This window comes from Rhizobium sp. BR 249, assembly GCF_047445895.1.
In the GTDB taxonomy this organism is placed as follows: Bacteria; Pseudomonadota; Alphaproteobacteria; order Rhizobiales; family Rhizobiaceae; genus Rhizobium.
In genome coordinates, this window is the sequence record NZ_JARWKX010000002.1 from 122,775 (window position 1) to 140,277 (window position 17,503).

The window sequence follows — 17,503 nt, forward strand, 5'->3', positions numbered from 1 at the left end:
GCGTGCGGGCCAATGATACTGCGAGGTTTGCGTTTTCATGTTCCATTTCCTGAGAAGAGCTGCTCAGACCTGGGTTGCCAAGCTGCTCCTGCTCCTGCTCGTCGCCTCTTTCGGCATCTGGGGCGTGTCGCGCGAGCTGATAACGGGCGGCAACAGCACCACGGTCGTGACCGTCGGCGATCAGCAGGTGGGCGTCAACGAATTCCATCTCGCCTATCAGCGCCAGGTGGCAAGCCTCAGCCAGCAGTTCGGCATGCGCCTCACTCCCGAGCAGGCCCGCGCCTTCGGCGTCGAGCAGCAGGTGCTCGCCCAGCTCGTCGCCGGCGCTTCGCTCGACCAGCTTGCCGAGGACATGAACCTTGGCCTCTCCGAGGACCGCCTCGCCCAGCTCATCGGTGACGATCCGGCCTTCAAGGCCGTCAACGGCAAGTTCGACCGCGAGCTCTTCATCTCGCGCCTGCGCAATGCCGGCATCCGCCAGGAGGACTACATCAAGGAGCGCAGCAAAGTCGCCGTTCGCAGCCAGATCGTCGATGCCGTTTCCAACGGCTTCACCGCGCCGAAAACGCTGGTCGACGCTCTCAAGCTCTATGGCGAGGAAAGCCGCGGCGTCGACTATCTCTTGCTCACCAACGCCAATATCGAGCCGATCAAGGCGCCTGCCGACGACGTGCTGGCTGCCTGGTTCGAAGGCGTCAAGCAGCGCTACCGCGCACCGGAATACCGCAAGATCATTTATCTGAAGCTACAGCCAGCCGATATCGCCGACGCGGCGACCGTCGCCGACGACCAGATCCGCGAGGCATTCGACAAGGGCAAGGATAGCTACCGCACGCCGGAAAGCCGCACCATCGAGCAACTGGCATTCGCCAACAAGGATCTTGCCACCGCCGCCGAAACGGCTCTGAAGAGCGGCACCAGCTTCGATCAGCTGGTCACCGATCAGGGCAAGACGGCAAACGATGTGCTGCTCGGCGAATTCACCAAGGACAAGGTTCCCGACCAGGCCGTCGCCGATGCCGCTTTCGCTGTTTCGAAGGATGGCGGCACGACGCCTGTCGTCGACGGCTCGTTCGGTCCGGTCATCCTGCGCATCAGCAACATCAAGCCGGAAACGGCCAAGAATTTCGATGAGGTGAAGGAAGATATCCGTAAGCAGCTGGCACTCAGCAATGCCTCTCAGGAAGTGATCAATGTTCACGACCGCATCGAGGATATGCGCGCCGGCGGTTCCACGCTCGAGGATATTGCCAGCCAGCTGAAGCTCCAGGCGGTGACGGTCGATGCCGTCGATATGACCGGCGCCGGCAAGGACGGCAACGAGATCAAGGATATCCCGATCCGGCAGCAATTGCTCGGCGAAGCCTTCAAGACCGAGGTCGGCGTCGATGCGCCGCCGCTCCCGATGGGCAATGACGGCTATGTCTGGTTCAACGTCCGCGAAATCACGCCGGACCGCGAGCGTCCCGTCGCCGAGGTGCGCGAGAAGGCCGTCGAGGACTGGACGGCGGAGCAGCAGAAAGCCGCACTCGCCAAGAAGGCCGACGAATTGAAGGCCGAGGCGGCCAAGGGCACCGCACTTGCCGATATCGCAACTCCGCTCGGCATCGCGGTCGAGAGCAAGAGCGGCGTCACCCGCTCCACCGACGATCCGGTGCTCGGCCGCGCAGGCATCAGCGCCGCCTTCTCCGGCCCGGTCGATACGGTGGCGAGCGCTGTCGGCGCCGATCCTTCGACGCAGATCCTCATGAAGGTCACGGAGGTCAACACCCAGCCGACCGGCGACGTGCTGAACAACCGCGACGCCCAGATCACCGCCATGGCCAACGCCGCCGGCGATGATATTCTCGATCAGATGGTCAACCTGCTGCAAACGCAGTATGGCGCTCAGATCAACCAGACGCTCGCAGAGCAGGCGACCGTCCGCTAGGAGGCTTGGAAACCGTATGACCGATCTCAAGCCGTTCCTGGCCAAGACCGCGAGCCGCGAGGCACTGACGCGTGACGAGGCCCGCGCCGCCTTCGACATCCTGATGTCCGGCCAGGCGACGCCTTCGCAGATCGGCGGCTTCCTGATGGCGCTGCGTGTGCGCGGCGAAACCGTCGACGAGATCGTCGGCGCCGTCACCACCATGCGGTCGAAAATGCTGACCGTCGAGGCGCCGGCAGACGCGATCGACATCGTCGGCACCGGCGGCGATGCCAGCGGCACCTACAACATTTCGACGCTGGCGGCGCTGATCGTGGCCGGCGCCGGTGTGCCCGTCGCCAAGCACGGCAACCGGGCGCTGAGCTCGAAATCGGGTGCGGCGGACAATCTCGCGGCGCTCGGGGTCAATATCGATGTCGGTCCCGAGATCATCACGCGCTGCATCGCGGAAGCCGGCGTCGGCTTCATGTTCGCGCAGCTTCATCATTCCGCCATGCGCCATGTCGGCCCTTCGCGCGTCGAACTCGGCACGCGCACCATCTTCAACCTGCTCGGGCCGCTTTCCAATCCGGCCGGCGTCCGCCGCCAGTTGCTCGGCGTCTTCTCGCCGCAGTGGCTGGTGCCGCTTGCCGAAGTGATGCGCGATCTCGGCTCCGAATGCGTCTGGGTGGTCCATGGCGACGGCCTCGATGAAATTACCACGACGGGAATCACCCAGGTCGCCGCGCTCGAAGACGGCAAGATCCGCACCTTCGAGCTGTCTCCTGCCGATTTCGGCGTCAGCCCCTGCATCCTCGCCGATATCAAAGGCGGCGACGGTGTCGCGAACGCCGCGGCGCTCCGCGAGGTTCTGGGCGGCGCCAGGAATGCTTATCGAGACGTCTCGCTGGCCAATGCCGCAGCCTCGCTCGTCATCGCCGGCAAGGCCGAGACGATCCGCGACGGCATGATGCTGGCCGCGCAGTCGCTGGATAGCGGCGCCACGGCGCTCGCGCTCGACAAACTCGTCGCCGTTTCCAACGATATCGATTAGGATTGGCCGATGACCGATATCCTGAAGAAGATCGAACTCTACAAGCGCGAGGAAATCGCCGCCGCCAAGGCGGCGGTGTCGCTCGCCGACCTGAAGGCGATGCAGGCCGATCAGTCCGCTCCGCGCGGCTTCCTTAAGGCGCTTGCCGCCAAGCGCGACGCCGGCCATTTCGGTCTGATCGCCGAGATCAAGAAGGCGAGCCCCTCGAAAGGTCTCATTCGCCCCGATTTCGACCCGCCGGCGTTGGCCAAGGCGTACGAAGCCGGCGGCGCTGCCTGCCTTTCCGTGCTGACGGATACGCCGAGCTTCCAGGGTGCGCCGGAATTCCTGACGGCGGCGCGCGCCGCTTGCGCCCTGCCCGCGCTGCGCAAGGACTTCATGTTCGAGACCTATCAGGTCCATGAAGCGCGCGCCTGGGGTGGCGATTGCATCCTGCTCATCATGGCGTCACTGACGGATGACGATGCGGAGCGTCTGCAGGACGAAGCCTTCTCGCTCGGCATGGACGTGCTGGCCGAGGTTCATGACGCGCCGGAAATGGAGCGCGCGCTGAAGCTCTCCTCGCCGCTCGTCGGCATCAACAACCGCAATCTGCGGACCTTCGAGGTCAGCCTGACGGTCAGCGAGACGCTGGCGGCCATGGTTCCTGACGATCGGCTGCTCGTCGGCGAAAGCGGCATCTTCACCCATGCCGATTGCCAGCGCCTGCAGGCCTCCGGCATCAATACCTTCCTTGTCGGCGAGAGCCTGATGCGTAAGGATGACGTAGCGGCTGCCACCCGCGGGCTGCTCTTTGGCGAAGCCGCCATCGCGGCTGAATGATATGAGCGGCGGAAAGCCCGGCCTCACCCATATCGATGCCTCCGGCGAGGCGCATATGGTCGATGTCTCCGATAAGGCCGAGACGGTGCGCATCGCCACGGCCGAGGGCCATGTGAAGATGGCGCCGGAAACCCTCGCGCTCATCCGCCACGGCAATGCCAAGAAGGGCGATGTCATCGGCACGGCCCGCCTTGCCGGCATCATGGCGGCAAAACGCACCGCAGATCTCATCCCGCTCTGCCATCCGCTGATGCTGACGAAGGTCTCGGTCGAGATCGAGGAAGATGCTGCCCTGCCCGGCCTGCGCGTCACGGCAACCGCCAAGCTCACCGGCAAGACCGGCGTGGAGATGGAGGCGCTGACCGCCGTCTCGGTCGCTTGTCTCACCATCTACGACATGGCCAAGGCCGCCGATAAGGCAATGGAGATCGGCGGCGTCAGGCTGCTCGAAAAATCCGGCGGCAAATCAGGCGATTTCCGTCATCCGGAGGCAAAATGAACCTTCTGCCGGTCTCCGAGGCCCTGAGCCGCCTGCTCTCTCGCGCAAAGCCCGTCGCTGCCTCCGAGACGCTGCCGCTCGCCGAGGCCGAAAGCCGCGTCCTGGCTGTCGATCTTAAGGCGCGCCTGACCCAGCCGCCCTTCAATGCCTCTGCCATGGACGGCTATGCGCTGCGCCGCGAAGACGCGCCGGAGCCGGGCGCCGTATTGAAGGTCATCGGCACGTCTTCCGCGGGCCACGGCTTCGAGGGAAGCGTTGGTCAGGGAGAGGCCGTCCGCATATTCACCGGCGCGCCGGTTCCGCCGGGCGCCGACAGCGTCCTGCTGCAGGAGGATGCGGAGAAGATCGAAGGCGGCGTCAGAACCAATTTTCCGGTACGGCAGGGACAGCATGTCCGCCCCCGCGGCCAGGATTTCGTGGACGGCGAAGCGGTGCTGTCTGCCGGCATCGTGCTCGATTTCTCGCGGCTGACGGTCGCCGCCGGCATGAACCGACCCGATGTCGAGGTGCTTCGTCGCCCTCTGATAGCCATCCTCGCAACCGGCGACGAACTGCTGCCGCCCGGAAGCACGCCCGGCCCCTCGCAGATCATTGCATCCAACACCTTTGGTATTGCAGCCCTTGCCCGCAAAGCCGGCGCCGATGTGCTCGATCTCGGCATCGTGCCTGACGATAAAGCCAGGATCACCGGTGCAATCGAGAGGGCGCGGGATGCCAAGGTGGATGTCATCGTCACGCTCGGCGGCGCTTCGGTCGGCGATCATGATCTGGTGCAGGCCACTTTGATCGAGGCCGGCATGCAGCTCGATTTCTGGCGCATCGCCATGCGCCCCGGCAAGCCGCTGATGGTCGGCAGCTTCGGCGAGACGCATGTGCTCGGCCTGCCCGGCAATCCGGTCTCGAGCCTCGTCTGCTCGTTGCTCTTCCTCGAGCCGTTGATTCGTAGACTTGCTTCCCTGCCGCCGGTGCGGCGCGAGGCCGTGGCGGAAGCGGCAGTCACATTGCGCGCCAACGATCACCGGCAGGATTATATCAGGGCGAAACTTTCGAAATCCGCCGCCGGCGACTGGCTGGTCGAGCCCTTCGACAAGCAGGACTCATCGATGATGAAGACCTTCGCCCATTCGGACTGCCTCATCGTCCGCCCGCCGCATGCGCCGGAGCTGCCGGCCGGAGCGCCCTGCCCCGTCATGCTGCTGCGCCCAGAGCTCTTGGTCTAGCTTTACGCCTCAGCGATTGCCGAGAGCGAGAACACGCCCGCCTGCACCGCTTGGCCGCCCACGCCTGCCCCGAAATCCGCAACGGGATGGGTGGCGATCCGCCTGAATTCCTTTTGCGGCAGATAGGCCCGCTCCGGGTCGCCAACCAGCACGTCGATGCCTGCGGCCTGGCAACGCCGCAGGAAAGCGACGACTCGCAAAGCAAGTGACGGATCGTAGAACAGGTCGCCGACGACGAGGAGATCGGTCTCCGGCAGCGAGGCCTCGATGATATCGGCGGCGACCACGTTGATGGTCACACCGTTCACCGCCGCGTTGAGGCCGATTGCGACAATGGCGTTGGCATCGATATCGACCGCGGTAACCGCGCCGGCTCCAGCCTTTGCCGCCGCAATGGCGACGAGCCCCGAGCCGGCGCCGAGATCGAGGACGCGGCGGCCGGCAACGGTTTCCGGCCGGTCGAGCAGATGGCGGGCAAGGACGGCGCCGCCTGCCCAGGGATAGGCCCAGTATGGCGGCGGATCGGCTTCTCCGCGGCCGGCAAGCCGCCAGAGCCCGCTCGCCGGTCCTGCGGTGTGCAGCAGGATCTCGGGGATCAAGGGGACCGCTGAGATCGGCAGATTGGCCTTGATGAAGGCGGACGGATCGACACGTGACATGCCGGAGCGTTTCATCGTCGTCTGATCCTGCCGGTCAAGAAATCACGCGGCGATCAAAATCAGCCGGGCTTCTTCTTCGAAAATTTGCCCTTCGGTCCAGCGCCGCCCTTGCCCTCATATTTGCCGCCTTCGAATTTCGGCTTATCATATTTGGGCTTGTCGGATTTCGGACCGTCGAAGCCGGGCTTGCCCGGTTTCTTGCTCCAGGGCTTGGAATCCCGTTTTTCCCCGCTGCCATTGTCGGCTGCGGCGTATCCCGGACCCTTGCCGAACTTCTTCTTCGGCCGCTCGTCGCGGAACGCCTCGCCCGGCCGCTCATCACGGGAGGGCTTGCCGGCATAGGCTTTCGGCGCCGGCGCGCGGCTGAAGTCAGGCGTGCCGGGAAGCCTTGTGACCCGGATACCGCGTTCCAGCGCCTTGTTCGGGCCGATTGCATTCAGGAAACTATCGGCGCTCGCTGCCGCGATCTCCACATAGGTTTCCTCGGGCTGCATCTTGATCGCGCCGATCTCGCGCTTGGTCACGTTGCCGTTGCGGCAGAGCATCGGGATCAGCCAGCGCGGCTCGGCATTCTGCTTGCGCCCGACCGAGACGGAGAACCAGACGCTGGGGCCGAAATCTTCGCGCGGTCCCTTCTGCGCCGGCTCGTAGGGCGTGGCATTGTCGCGGCGCTTGCGGCTGCGATCGTCCTGAACCGCAACCTCGATGAGATCTTCCGGCGCCGAATGATTGGTGCGGTAAAGACGCAGGAAAGCGGCGGCAAGCTTTTCGGCGCCATGGCTCGAAAGAAGCTGCTGCACCAGCCCCTGCTCTTCCTCCTGCGGCGCGTCGTGGAAGATCGGATCGGCAAGCAGCCGCTCGTCGTCGCGTTCGCTTACTTCCTCGGCCGAAGGCGGCCGCGCCCAGGCGGCCGAAATCCCGGCATTCTCGAGCAGGCGCTCGGCCTTGCGCCGTGCATTCAGCGGCACGATCATGGCGCTGATACCCTTGCGCCCGGCACGGCCGGTACGGCCGCTGCGGTGCAACAGCGTTTCCGGATTGGTCGGCAGGTCGGCGTGGATGACGAGATCGAGGCCCGGCAGGTCGATGCCGCGGGCGGCGACGTCGGTTGCGATGCAGACGCGAGCGCGCCCATCGCGCATCGCCTGCAGCGCATGGCTGCGCTCGTTCTGCGTCAGTTCGCCTGATAGTGCCACGACGGAGAAATTACGGTTGTTGAAGCGCGCAGTCAGGTGATTGACCGCCGCGCGCGTCGAACAGAAGACAATGGCATTGGTCGCTTCATAATAGCGCAGCACGTTGATGATCGCGTTCTCGCGGTCGCTCGGGGCCACCACGAGCGCGCGATATTCGATATCGACATGCTGCTTCTCTTCGGCCGCAGTGCTGATGCGCACGGCATCGCGCTGATAGCTCTTGGCGAGCTTGGCGATCGCGGCCGGCACCGTTGCCGAAAACATCAGCGTGCGACGCTCGTCCGGCGCGGAGTCGAGGATGAATTCCAGGTCCTCGCGGAAGCCGAGGTCGAGCATTTCGTCGGCCTCGTCGAGCACGGCGGCTTTCAGTTCCGACATGTCGAGTGCGTGGCGGCGGATATGGTCGCACAGGCGACCCGGCGTGCCGACCACGATATGGGCGCCGCGTTCGAGCGAGCGGCGCTCGCTGCGGATGTCCATGCCGCCGACGCAGCTCGCGATCACCGCACCGGTCAACTCGTAGAGCCATTCGAGCTCGCGCTTGACCTGCAGGGCAAGTTCGCGCGTCGGGGCGATCACGAGGGCGAGCGGAGCGCCGGCATTGCCGAAGCGCTCCCTGCCTTCGAGCAGTGTCGGCGCCAGCGCCAGTCCGAAGGCGACGGTCTTGCCGGAGCCGGTCTGGGCCGAGACCAGCGCGTCGGAAGCGGCAAGCGCCGGATCGAGCATCGCCTGCTGCACCGGGGTGAGTTCGGCGTAACCGCGCTTCTGCAACGCCTTGGCGATCGCCGGAACGACGCCGTTGAATTCTGTCATGAGTTCGATCTTTCGGAGCTGTCAGGCGCGATCTGCGCCATGGCCGGAGCCAGCCGGCTGGATGTTTGCGCCGTTCCTATCGACTCCCGCGGCGATTGTCAAAGCGTGCGGGTTCGCCACAGCCAGGCGTCGATGTGGCTTGCCCGGCCGCGCAGCTCCGTTTCCAGCGGCCCCTCGATCCGGCCGGACTTGAGGAGCACGCTCTCAGGGCCTGCGGCGCGAACGATTTCGGCACTGAGCGCCAGCTCGACGCCATGGCGGGCGGCGACTTCCATCAGGCGGCTGCCGACATTCACCGTATCACCAGCCGCGGTGATCTGCTGCCGGTCGCCGGTGCCGAGCCGCGAGGCGACGATCGGCCCGCAATGGGCGCCGACCTTGAAACCGATCTTCTTTTGGGCGAAGCCGGCATGTACCTCCAGCCAGGCCCGCGTGCGGTCGCACAGGCTGACCGCACAGGCGACGGCGCGGGCGGCATCGTCATCGGCAGGTTCCGGTAGGCCGAACAGGATCATCGCACCGTCGCCCATGAAGCTGGTGATGGCGCCGCCATGCGCACGCGCCTCCTCATCGATCACTTCGAAGAAGCCGCTCAGAACCTCGCTTACCTTGACCGGTCCGAGGTTTTCGCTGAGGCCGGTAAAGCCCGAGAGATCGATGAACACAACGGCGGCGTTCTGGCGTACCGGCTCGGCAAGGAAATCCGGGTTATGCGCCAGCCACTCTCCAAGGCCAGGCGCCTCGATGCGTTGCAGCAGCGCGCTCTGCTCAGCGAAATGGCGGGCCCGGCCACGGTCAAGCCAAAGCTCAGCTGCGCCGAAGAGCAGCGCCGGCGGCAAGGCTGCGGTGATCGGCAGCGCCGCGCTCAGCCAATAGCCATGCGCATAGGCCGACAGGTTCAGCATTGCCCAGACGATCAGCGTCAGCACGATGACGACATAACCGGCGGCGCTGCGCCGCCACGCGATCAGCGAAACGAGCAGGATCGGCAGCCCGATCGCGATGCCGGCGTCGATCAGGCGTATCCTGTGGTCCCGCACCATCCCGTCGCCGGCAATGAGATGGGTGATCGCCGTGGACATCACCTCCACGCCGGGCATGACAGGATCGAACGGCGTCGGGAACACATCGCCGCCGCCGGTCACAGTCGAACCGATGACGACGATACGGCCTGAAACCGCATCCGCCGGCAGCTTGCCTTCAAGCGCATCGGCGGCGCTTGACGTGGCGATGCTGCCGTGCCCGCCGTAAAAGGTTACCGGTAGGCGCTGGCCGGTATCTGTGGGAATGCGGAGTTTCCCGAGCATGATGGCATCGGGTTCGATGCTGGGATCGACACCGAGCGCTACCGAAGCGGCGCGCAGGGGAAAAGCCGGGTCCAGCCGGTCGGCGGCGCGCGAGATCAGCGGAATGAAACGCGGCGTGCCGGTCTGGTCGGTGGCGACATTGACAACGCCGACTGCGGCTGCCCCGGCAAAACGAGGAAGCGGCAAGAGAAGATGGTTTGCCTCGGGGATGGCGGCAAGCGGATCGCCGGCCGCATCGGTGACACGCTGGCGGCTCTGAGCAAAGGTGGCTGCCGCCGCAATAACGGTCGGTCCCTGGCGAAGGGCAGCAGTGAGCGCCGCGTCACCCTCCTCCGGCCCCGGGTCGACGAGCAGAATGTCAAGCGCCAGGGCTTTCGGCTTCAGCGCGGTGATTGTGCCGACGAGGCGCGCGAGTGTGGCCCGATCAAGCGGATAGCCGTGGGCCGCTGCCGTGCGATCATCGATCGCTACGATCGAGACGATCGGCGGCGGCGTTTTCGCTCCGACGACGACGCTGCGGATATCGGCGAGCGAAGCTTCCATCCGGTCGAGAAAGCCGCTTCCCCCATTGACATGGAGATAGCCGAGTGCCGCTCCCCAAAGACCGGCGAGCAGCAGCACGATCACCGTCAGCAGGCGATGGCTCATGGATTATTGGCCGAGGCGGGCAAGAAGAGCGGCCACACGCGGCGCCGGCCAGCGGCGCACGACGAGCGGCTCGGTTCCGCTCCTGACATCGACGCCCTCGCCTGGCGCCAGCACCACCGGCTCACCGGCCGGGCGGCGGACAGCGACATTGCCTCTGACAACCAGCACCGAGGTTGCGCCGCCTGCAACGTCGACGGCCCATTGCGTGCCGCGCACCGCAGCGATCGCCTGCGGCGTCACGACCTGGAAACCGCCGGCGTGCTGGCCGCTGTCGACGTCGACCAAAACGGCCTTGCTGCGCAGCGATAGGGAAACGGGGCTGCCATCGCGATTGCGGTCGGCGAGGCGGAACGAAGCGCCGGCTTCCGCCGTCACTTTGACGCCGCCCGGGCAAGTGAGGACCTGACGGGCGCTGGCATCGCGCGACACCGCGCAGCCGGCGGACTGAGCAAAGGCGGTCTCATGCGGAAACAGACCGATCACGAGCGCGGCGGCAAGCAGACTGCGAAGCATCTTATTCATGGAAAGCCCCTTTGACCGTGCGGAACAGCTTTTACGAGAGTGTCCGCCAACCGTCTTCTTCCATTTGGGGCATGATAGCCGAATTCGGATATTTCCCCACGCGAAAAAAAGCGAAGCGGCCCCAAGCCTTCAGCGGCGGGTAACGGTTTCTGGCGCCGGGCCGGCATAGCGCGCTCGCGGCCGGATCAACTGTCCGCTCTCGATCTGCTCCATCGCATGCGCCAGCCAGCCGACGGAACGGGCGAGTGAAAAGATGACGATCGGCGCCTCCCTGGGAAGATCGAAGGCGGCGGTCATCGCGGCCAGCGCGAAATCCACATTGACCTTCTCGCCGATCATGGCTTCGCCCGCCTCCTGGAGTTCGGCAAATTTCGACGGCAGGGGGAAATGCGCAAGCAGCGCCGAGGCCCTGATATCGCCGTCAGGATAGAGCGGATGGCCGAAGGCAGCGAGGGAGTTGCCCTGGGCAAGTGTGCGCCGGATTGCCTGCTCCGCCCCGACGGCAATTGTCGCTTCGATCAATGCGTCCACGCCCTGCCAGGCCGCGCCATGCAGCGGTCCCGTCAGTGTCGCGAGACCAGAAAGCACGGTGGCCGAAAGTGCGGCCCCCGCCGATGCCGTGACGCGCGCGGCGAAGGTCGAGGCATTCAGTTCGTGATCGGCAAGCAGCACCAAAGCGCGACGCAGGCAATCGGCTGCTTGCGGCCGCTGCCAGCTTTCCGCAAGCCTGAGATGCAGCGGCCGGTCCGGGAGCCCGGGTGCCAGTGCGTCGCTGACGGTGGAGAGAACTCCGTGCGCCTCGCGCCGAAGTGCTGCCTGCGACCGGCCGAGCGACGGCAGATCGGTCGTCACGCGCCCGGCAAGCGCCAGAAAGGCGGCCTGAAGCGATGGAGAAGCATTTTCGCCAGTGGTGCCCGACGACAGTGCTTCCGCACCGTTCCAGAGCAATGCGGCCGTCTGCTCCAGCGTCGCCGTGTCGGCGAAATCGACCGCATCCCGTCCCCGGTAGAATAGGCGCCCGTCGATGATGGTCGAGACCGCCGAAGTGAGAACCGGATCACCCCAGCGAATCGTCTCGGCGGCAACCGTTTCGGCCTTGCGGCGGCCGGCATGGCGCTCGGCAAGCCGCTGCACGTCGGCAGCCTGATAGAGGCTGCGGCGCGGGTCGGCGGGATCGGGCTTGGCGCGAATGCGCCCACGGCTGACATTGGCGTAGAGCGTCTGCGGCTTGGTTTTCAGTGCCTGCAGCGCTTCCTCGGCGGTCAGCCACGACATCGGAGCCTCATATTGATCAATTACGTCAAGATTGACGTCAATAAAAGTAGATCCGATCATCCAGGCCGTAAAGGAGAAACATCATGAAAAACGGCTTGGAAGACGTCATTGCCGCCGAAACCCAGCTTTCGGACGTCGATGGCGAAGCGGGACGGCTGATCATCCGCGGCGTATCGCTGGATCACCTGGTCACAGACTGCAGCTATGAAGGCGTCGCCGCATTGCTGCTCGACGGGCTGATGGAACGAAGTGTCGGCGAAGCGCAATTGCGTGAATGGTTGGCGAAAGCCCGAATAAGGGTTTTCGGCCATATCGAGGCTGCCGATGCCACCCTGCTGGCTCTGCCGCCGGTCGATGCGATGCGGGCGCTGATCGCCCGGCTGCCCGACGGTGAGGACTTCGACACCGCACTCGGTCTGCTGGCCGCGCCTGCGGTTTTCCTGCCCGCGATCCTGCGCCTCCAGCGCGGTGAAGAGCCAATCGCGCCCGACGCCTCGCTACCCCAGGCGGCCGATATCCTGCGCATGTTGACCGGAAAATTGCCAAGCCCGGAGCAGGCAGCGGCCCTCGATGCCTATCTCGTGACGATTTCGGACCATGGCCTCAACGCTTCGACCTTCGCATCACGCGTCATCGCCTCGACGCAGGCCGGCCTCACCTCCTCCGTGCTGGCGGCACTCAGCGCGCTGAAGGGGCCGCTGCATGGCGGCGCGCCCGGTCCGGTCCTCGACATGCTGGATGCGATCGGGACGGCCGAGAATGCCGGGCAATGGCTTGGTCAGGCGCTCGACCGTGGCGAAAGGCTCATGGGCTTCGGCCACCGCATCTACCGTGTCCGCGATCCTCGCGCTGACGCGCTGAAAGGCGCGCTGAAGCCGTTGATCGCGTCAGGACAGGTGAACCGCGCCCGTGGCGAACTCGCCGAAGCAGTGGAGGCCGCCGCACTGGCGATTTTGAAGCGGCGCAAACCGAACCGGCCGCTCGACGTCAATGTCGAATTCTACACCGCGCTGCTGCTCGAAGCGCTCGGCTTTCCCCGTGAGGCCTTCACCGGCGTCTTCGCGATCGGGCGTACGGTGGGATGGCTGGCGCATGCGCGTGAACAGGCGCTCGACGGCCGGCTGATCCGTCCGCGTTCCGTCTATATCGGACCGTTGCCAGCCGCTGCCTGAAGGTGAATTCGGCGGCAGGATATGCCCCTGCCGCCGTTCGTTGGCCGCCGACGAAGGCGGTATGGGCATGCGTCAGACGAGACGGCTCTGTTCCGTCGCCGCTTCGATGAAGCTTGCAAACAGCGGATGCGGGTCGAGCGGCCGGCTCTTCAGTTCGGGATGGTACTGTACGCCGATGAACCAGGGATGATCGGGATATTCGATCGTCTCCGGCAGCACGCCGTCAGGCGACATGCCGGAGAAGACGAGGCCGCAATTCTCCAGCCGGTCCTTGTAGTCGATATTGACTTCATAGCGATGGCGATGACGCTCGGAAATATCGGTCGAGCCGTAGATTTCCGAGATCTTCGTGCCCTTCTTCAGAGCCGCCTTGTAGGCGCCGAGACGCATGGTGCCGCCGAGATCGCCGGCCGCCGTGCGCTTCTGCAACTCGTTGCCCTTGACCCATTCCGTCATCAGGCCGACCACCGGCTCTTTCGCCGGACCGAACTCCGTCGATGAAGCGTCCGTCACATCGGCCAGATTGCGGGCGGCTTCGATGACGGCCATCTGCATGCCGAAGCAGATGCCGAAATACGGCACCTTGCGCTCGCGGGCGAAGCGCGCCGCTAGGATCTTGCCCTCGGAACCGCGTTCGCCGAAGCCACCGGGCACGAGAATGCCATGGACCTTTTCGAGATAGGGCGCGGGATCTTCCTTCTCGAAGATCTCGGACTCGATCCATTCCAGCTTGACCTTGACGCGATTGGCGATGCCGCCGTGATGCAGCGCCTCGATCAGCGACTTATAGGCATCCTTGAGGCCGGTATATTTGCCGACGATCGCGATGGTCACCTCGCCTTCCGGCGTGCGGATGCGGTTGCAGACCTCTTCCCACTGGTTGAGACGCGGCTTCGGCGCCGGCTCGATGCCGAAGGCGGCGAGCACTTCGTCGTCGAGGCCTTCCTTGTGGTAGGCCATCGGCACGTCGTAGATATTGGCGACGTCGAGCGCCTGGATGACGGCGGACGGGCGAACGTTGCAGAACAGCGAGAGCTTGCGGCGCTCGGCTTCCGGGATTTCGCGGTCGGCGCGCACCAGCAGGATATCGGGATGAATGCCGAGCGCCTGCAGTTCCTTGACGGAATGCTGCGTCGGCTTGGTCTTGAGCTCGCCGGCCGCCGGAATATAGGGCATCAGCGTCAGGTGGACGTAGACGGCGGTGCCGCGCGGCAGGTCGTTGCCGAGCTGGCGGATCGCTTCCATGAAGGGCATCGCCTCGATGTCGCCGACCGTGCCGCCGATCTCGCAGATGACGAAATCGTAGTCGTCATTGCCCTCGATCACGAAATCCTTGATCTCGTTGGTGACGTGCGGGATGACCTGCACCGTCGCGCCGAGGTAATCGCCGCGCCGTTCCTTGTCGATGATGTTCTTGTAGATGCGGCCGGTGGTGATGTTGTCGGTCTTGGTCGCCGAACGCCCCGTAAAGCGTTCGTAGTGGCCGAGATCGAGATCGGTTTCCGCGCCGTCGTCGGTGACGAAGACTTCGCCGTGCTGGGTCGGGCTCATCGTGCCCGGGTCCACGTTCAGATAGGGATCGAGCTTGCGAAGCCGTACCCGATATCCACGGGCCTGCAGCAACGCTCCGAGAGCCGCGGCCGCAATTCCTTTTCCGAGGGAGGAAACCACGCCGCCAGTGATGAATACGTATCGCGCCATGGGATTCACCGGATACCTTTTCAAAAACGATTCCACCAGCCCAAAAATTCTTTTCCAGAACTTTTGGAGCGCGCCGCGGGAATCTGAACAAAAGAAAACCGGCAGACCCGAGGGCCTGCCGGCGGTTTATGTCGAAGCCCGGTTTACTGTCCCGTCGGGACGCCGGAGGGCTGAGTCGGTGCGGCCGGAGCTGCGGGCGTTGCCGGAGCAGTCGCGGCCGGTGCCTGGGTTGCAGGCGCAGACGTCGCCGGAGCCTGGGCGGCCGGTGCCGGAGCGGCAGCGCCGCCGTTCGGAACGCCGTTGCCGGTCGGCTGGGCCGGAGCCTGTGCGCCGCCGCCGAGCGAATCGAGAATGCCGTTGCCCTGGCCGCCCGTTGCCGGAATACGGTCGAGAATGTCGGTCGGACGGCCTTCGTAACGCGTCAGGATGCCGAGGCCGAGCGAGGTGAGGAAGAACAGGGTCGCAAGGATCGCGGTCGTGCGCGTCAGCGCATTGGCCGTGCCGCGGGCCGACATGAAGCCCGAACCGCCGCCGATGCCGAGGCCGCCGCCTTCAGAGCGCTGGATGAGCACGACGCCGACGAGGGCGAGCACGATCATGAGATGGATGACAATCAATACTGTCTGCATGGGTCCAGTCCTGCCCGCCTGGAGACGGACATAAGTAAGAATTCTGGCGGCTCTTTACATGAGGCTCTCGCCTATTCCAAGCCCTTCGGTCAGGAATAAACCGAGCAATGAACAATGTCTCAGGCGAGCAGCGCCTCATAGGCCCGGTAGATGGCGAGGAAGTCGGCGGCTTTCAAGCTTGCCCCGCCGATCAGCGCGCCGTCGACATTGGCGATGCCGAGCAGTTCTCCGGCATTGGCGGGTTTGACCGAGCCGCCATAGAGAAGGCGCATCTTGCGGCCTTCGTCGCCGAAGCGGGCCACGAGCTCTGCGCGCATGAAGGCGTGCGCCTTTTCGACGTCGGCTGATGTCGGCGTCACACCGGTGCCGATCGCCCAGATCGGCTCGTAGGCGATAACGGTGTTTTCGGCGGTCGCGGCATCGGGAACCGAGGCGGAAAGCTGGCGCTTGATGACGTCGAGTTCCTGCCCGGCGCGGCGTTCGTCGGCCGTCTCGCCGATGCAGATGATCGCCGTCAATTCCGCGGCAAAAGCCGCTTCGGCCTTGGCGCGCACCAGATGGTCGGTCTCGGCATGGTCGGTGCGCCGCTCGGAATGGCCGACGATCACATAGGTGCCGAAGCTGTCGGCGATCATTTCGGCGGAGATGTCGCCGGTATGTGCGCCGGATGGTTTCTGGTGGCAGTCCTGCGCGCCGATCGCAAGCGGGCTGTCGGTGCAGAGCGCGGTGGCCACGTAAAGCAGCGTCGTCGGCGGGCAGATCAGCGCCTCGACCTTGTTGGCGAGCGGCGGGCGAACGCCCTCGGCGATCGCCTTGATCTGATCCAGGGAGGCACGCGTGCCGTTCATCTTCCAATTTCCCGCCACGAGCGGGCGCACATCAGGGGTCATGCCGGCCTTCCAAAATCTGCTTATGCCTGCGGCAATATCAAAAGCTTGCGGCAAAGAAAAGCATCATGCCCTTGACGTAAGGGAAATCTCTGCGTGCTCGCGCATATTTTCTGCCAAAAACCGTCATTAGCCGGCAAGAATCCAGTTCAGCACCCTGCGCCAGTCGATCATCCGGATCGGCGTTCCGTGGTTGCCGGTCTGAAACAGCGTGAAGCGCGTTGGATACTTCGCCTTGCGCAGGCTCTCGAACAGCGCCTGCTGGTCGGTTGCGGCGTAGACCGGATCACGGCTGCCATGCGCAAACCAGAGCGGCAGCTTGGCCTTGTAAAACGCGCTCCTGGTGAAATCGGGATCGGTGACCCCGCTCATAACAAGCATGCCCTTCAGCCGCTTGACGCTGTCGCCGTCGCGCGCAACGCCCCAGCAGACCTGGCTGCCCATCGAAGCGCAGGAAAGGACGATCGGCCGGCCAGGCGATTGCGCGCCGGCATAACGGATCAGGCCTTCGATCGCGGCAACGCCGTTGCTGTCGAAGCTCCTAACCGTCGGCGAATAATAGACGCCGCCATTGCCGGCGACGAGGTTCTTCAGCCGGTTGAAATTGCCGCCGAAGCTGTAGTCGTTGGCCCCGAGCCGCCGGTCGCCGTCGCGGCCGTGAATGAAGATCACCGTGAACGCGGCGTTCTGAGCTGGTCCCACCCTGGTGACATCGAGCCTGATGCCGTCGAGAGAGAGGGTTTCGTCGACTTGAGCCTTGCGGATGCCGAGCGAGACATATTTTTGCTGCGCCCGCTTTTCCGGGATCTGGTCGCGGCCGTTGATATCGCGCATCTCGTCATAGCCGATCACCTCGAAGGCGCCGTCGTCGCTTGTCTGCAGCACGGCCTGTTTCGAGAAGAGATCGTCCTTGAAAGGTGGCAGCGCGTCGGCCGCCCGCGCCGGTCCGCCGGCGGAAAGCGCGGCTGCGGACAGCAAAAAGGCCGCAATTGCTGATATAACGGTGCAATGACTTGTGGACATTCGCATGCGGATGGTTTCCTGAAGCCTGCCGCCGCTTGCCATTCCGCGCCCGGCAACGCAAATCATGTCTGAAAAAGCCGCCGAATAGGCGGTGTCGCGTATAGAGGTGCTTTCTGGCAGAATCTGCCCGATTCGCAAACGTGACGTGAAATGCGGTGATTTTGGGC

15 protein-coding genes are annotated in these 17,503 nt (G+C 64.7%); 6 read left to right on the forward strand and 9 right to left on the reverse strand.

The window, feature by feature from the left end:
* The first annotated feature begins 37 nt into the window (after window positions 1-37).
* Genes QD408_RS03180 through glp form a run of 5 tightly spaced genes read left to right on the forward strand, consistent with a single transcriptional unit; the run spans window position 38 to window position 5,504 of the window.
* The gene (locus QD408_RS03180) at window positions 38-1,930 is read left to right on the forward strand and encodes a peptidylprolyl isomerase (RefSeq protein ID WP_088685002.1); all 1,893 of its coding nucleotides are present in this window, start codon (window positions 38-40) and stop codon (window positions 1,928-1,930) included.
* 16 nt (window positions 1,931-1,946) lie between these two features.
* Window positions 1,947-2,963, forward strand: coding sequence for an anthranilate phosphoribosyltransferase (gene trpD, locus QD408_RS03185; RefSeq protein WP_088685001.1), 1,017 nt, complete (start codon window positions 1,947-1,949; stop codon window positions 2,961-2,963).
* A 9-nt stretch (window positions 2,964-2,972) separates the two neighbouring features.
* Complete coding sequence (gene trpC, locus QD408_RS03190) at window positions 2,973-3,785, forward strand: indole-3-glycerol phosphate synthase TrpC (RefSeq protein ID WP_088685000.1); 813 nt, start codon at window positions 2,973-2,975, stop codon at window positions 3,783-3,785.
* A 1-nt stretch (window position 3,786) separates the two neighbouring features.
* Window positions 3,787-4,284: a cyclic pyranopterin monophosphate synthase MoaC gene (gene moaC / locus QD408_RS03195; protein WP_414138314.1), complete on the forward strand. Its 498-nt coding sequence runs from the start codon at window positions 3,787-3,789 to the stop codon at window positions 4,282-4,284.
* Window positions 4,281-5,504, forward strand: a complete 1,224-nt coding sequence (gene glp / locus QD408_RS03200) for a gephyrin-like molybdotransferase Glp (protein ID WP_088684998.1) — start codon at window positions 4,281-4,283, stop codon at window positions 5,502-5,504. Before moaC ends, glp begins: the two co-directional genes overlap by 4 nt.
* 2 nt (window positions 5,505-5,506) lie before the next feature.
* Here glp and QD408_RS03205 read toward each other — a convergent pair whose 3' ends face one another.
* The 5 genes from QD408_RS03205 to QD408_RS03225 all read right to left on the reverse strand — a co-directional run bounded on the left by QD408_RS03205 (window position 5,507) and on the right by QD408_RS03225 (window position 11,924).
* Window positions 5,507-6,178 (reverse strand): class I SAM-dependent methyltransferase, encoded by a 672-nt coding sequence (locus QD408_RS03205; RefSeq protein WP_088684997.1) that lies wholly within the window; start codon window positions 6,176-6,178, stop codon window positions 5,507-5,509.
* 44 nt (window positions 6,179-6,222) lie between these two features.
* On the reverse strand, window positions 6,223-8,172 hold the full coding sequence (locus QD408_RS03210; RefSeq protein WP_088684996.1) for a DEAD/DEAH box helicase: 1,950 nt from the start codon (window positions 8,170-8,172) through the stop codon (window positions 6,223-6,225).
* Window positions 8,173-8,270: 98 nt separating this feature from the next.
* Window positions 8,271-10,127: a CHASE2 domain-containing protein gene (locus QD408_RS03215; RefSeq protein WP_414138315.1), complete on the reverse strand. Its 1,857-nt coding sequence runs from the start codon at window positions 10,125-10,127 to the stop codon at window positions 8,271-8,273.
* 3 nt (window positions 10,128-10,130) lie between these two features.
* On the reverse strand, window positions 10,131-10,649 hold the full coding sequence (locus QD408_RS03220; RefSeq protein WP_414138316.1) for a FecR domain-containing protein: 519 nt from the start codon (window positions 10,647-10,649) through the stop codon (window positions 10,131-10,133).
* 129 nt (window positions 10,650-10,778) lie between these two features.
* Complete coding sequence (locus QD408_RS03225; protein WP_414138317.1) at window positions 10,779-11,924, reverse strand: citrate synthase; 1,146 nt, start codon at window positions 11,922-11,924, stop codon at window positions 10,779-10,781.
* An 83-nt stretch (window positions 11,925-12,007) separates the two neighbouring features.
* Between QD408_RS03225 and QD408_RS03230 the strand changes: the two genes are divergently transcribed.
* Window positions 12,008-13,096 carry a citrate synthase/methylcitrate synthase gene (locus QD408_RS03230; RefSeq protein ID WP_414138318.1) on the forward strand — a complete coding sequence of 363 codons (1,089 nt, stop codon included), beginning with the start codon at window positions 12,008-12,010 and terminating at the stop codon, window positions 13,094-13,096.
* A gap of 72 nt (window positions 13,097-13,168) precedes the next feature.
* Here QD408_RS03230 and QD408_RS03235 read toward each other — a convergent pair whose 3' ends face one another.
* The 4 genes from QD408_RS03235 to QD408_RS03250 all read right to left on the reverse strand — a co-directional run bounded on the left by QD408_RS03235 (window position 13,169) and on the right by QD408_RS03250 (window position 17,342).
* A complete protein-coding gene (locus tag QD408_RS03235) occupies window positions 13,169-14,797 on the reverse strand; it encodes a CTP synthase (RefSeq protein ID WP_088684991.1) in 1,629 nt (542 codons plus the stop codon).
* Between the two features lie 143 nt (window positions 14,798-14,940).
* Window positions 14,941-15,426 (reverse strand): preprotein translocase subunit SecG, encoded by a 486-nt coding sequence (gene secG, locus QD408_RS03240; RefSeq protein WP_414138319.1) that lies wholly within the window; start codon window positions 15,424-15,426, stop codon window positions 14,941-14,943.
* A 119-nt stretch (window positions 15,427-15,545) separates the two neighbouring features.
* Entirely contained in the window at window positions 15,546-16,316 is a 771-nt protein-coding gene (tpiA, locus tag QD408_RS03245) for a triose-phosphate isomerase (RefSeq protein ID WP_414138320.1), read from the reverse strand.
* Between the two features lie 126 nt (window positions 16,317-16,442).
* A complete protein-coding gene (locus QD408_RS03250; RefSeq protein ID WP_414138321.1) occupies window positions 16,443-17,342 on the reverse strand; it encodes an alpha/beta hydrolase in 900 nt (299 codons plus the stop codon).
* Window positions 17,343-17,503: the final 161 nt, after the last annotated feature.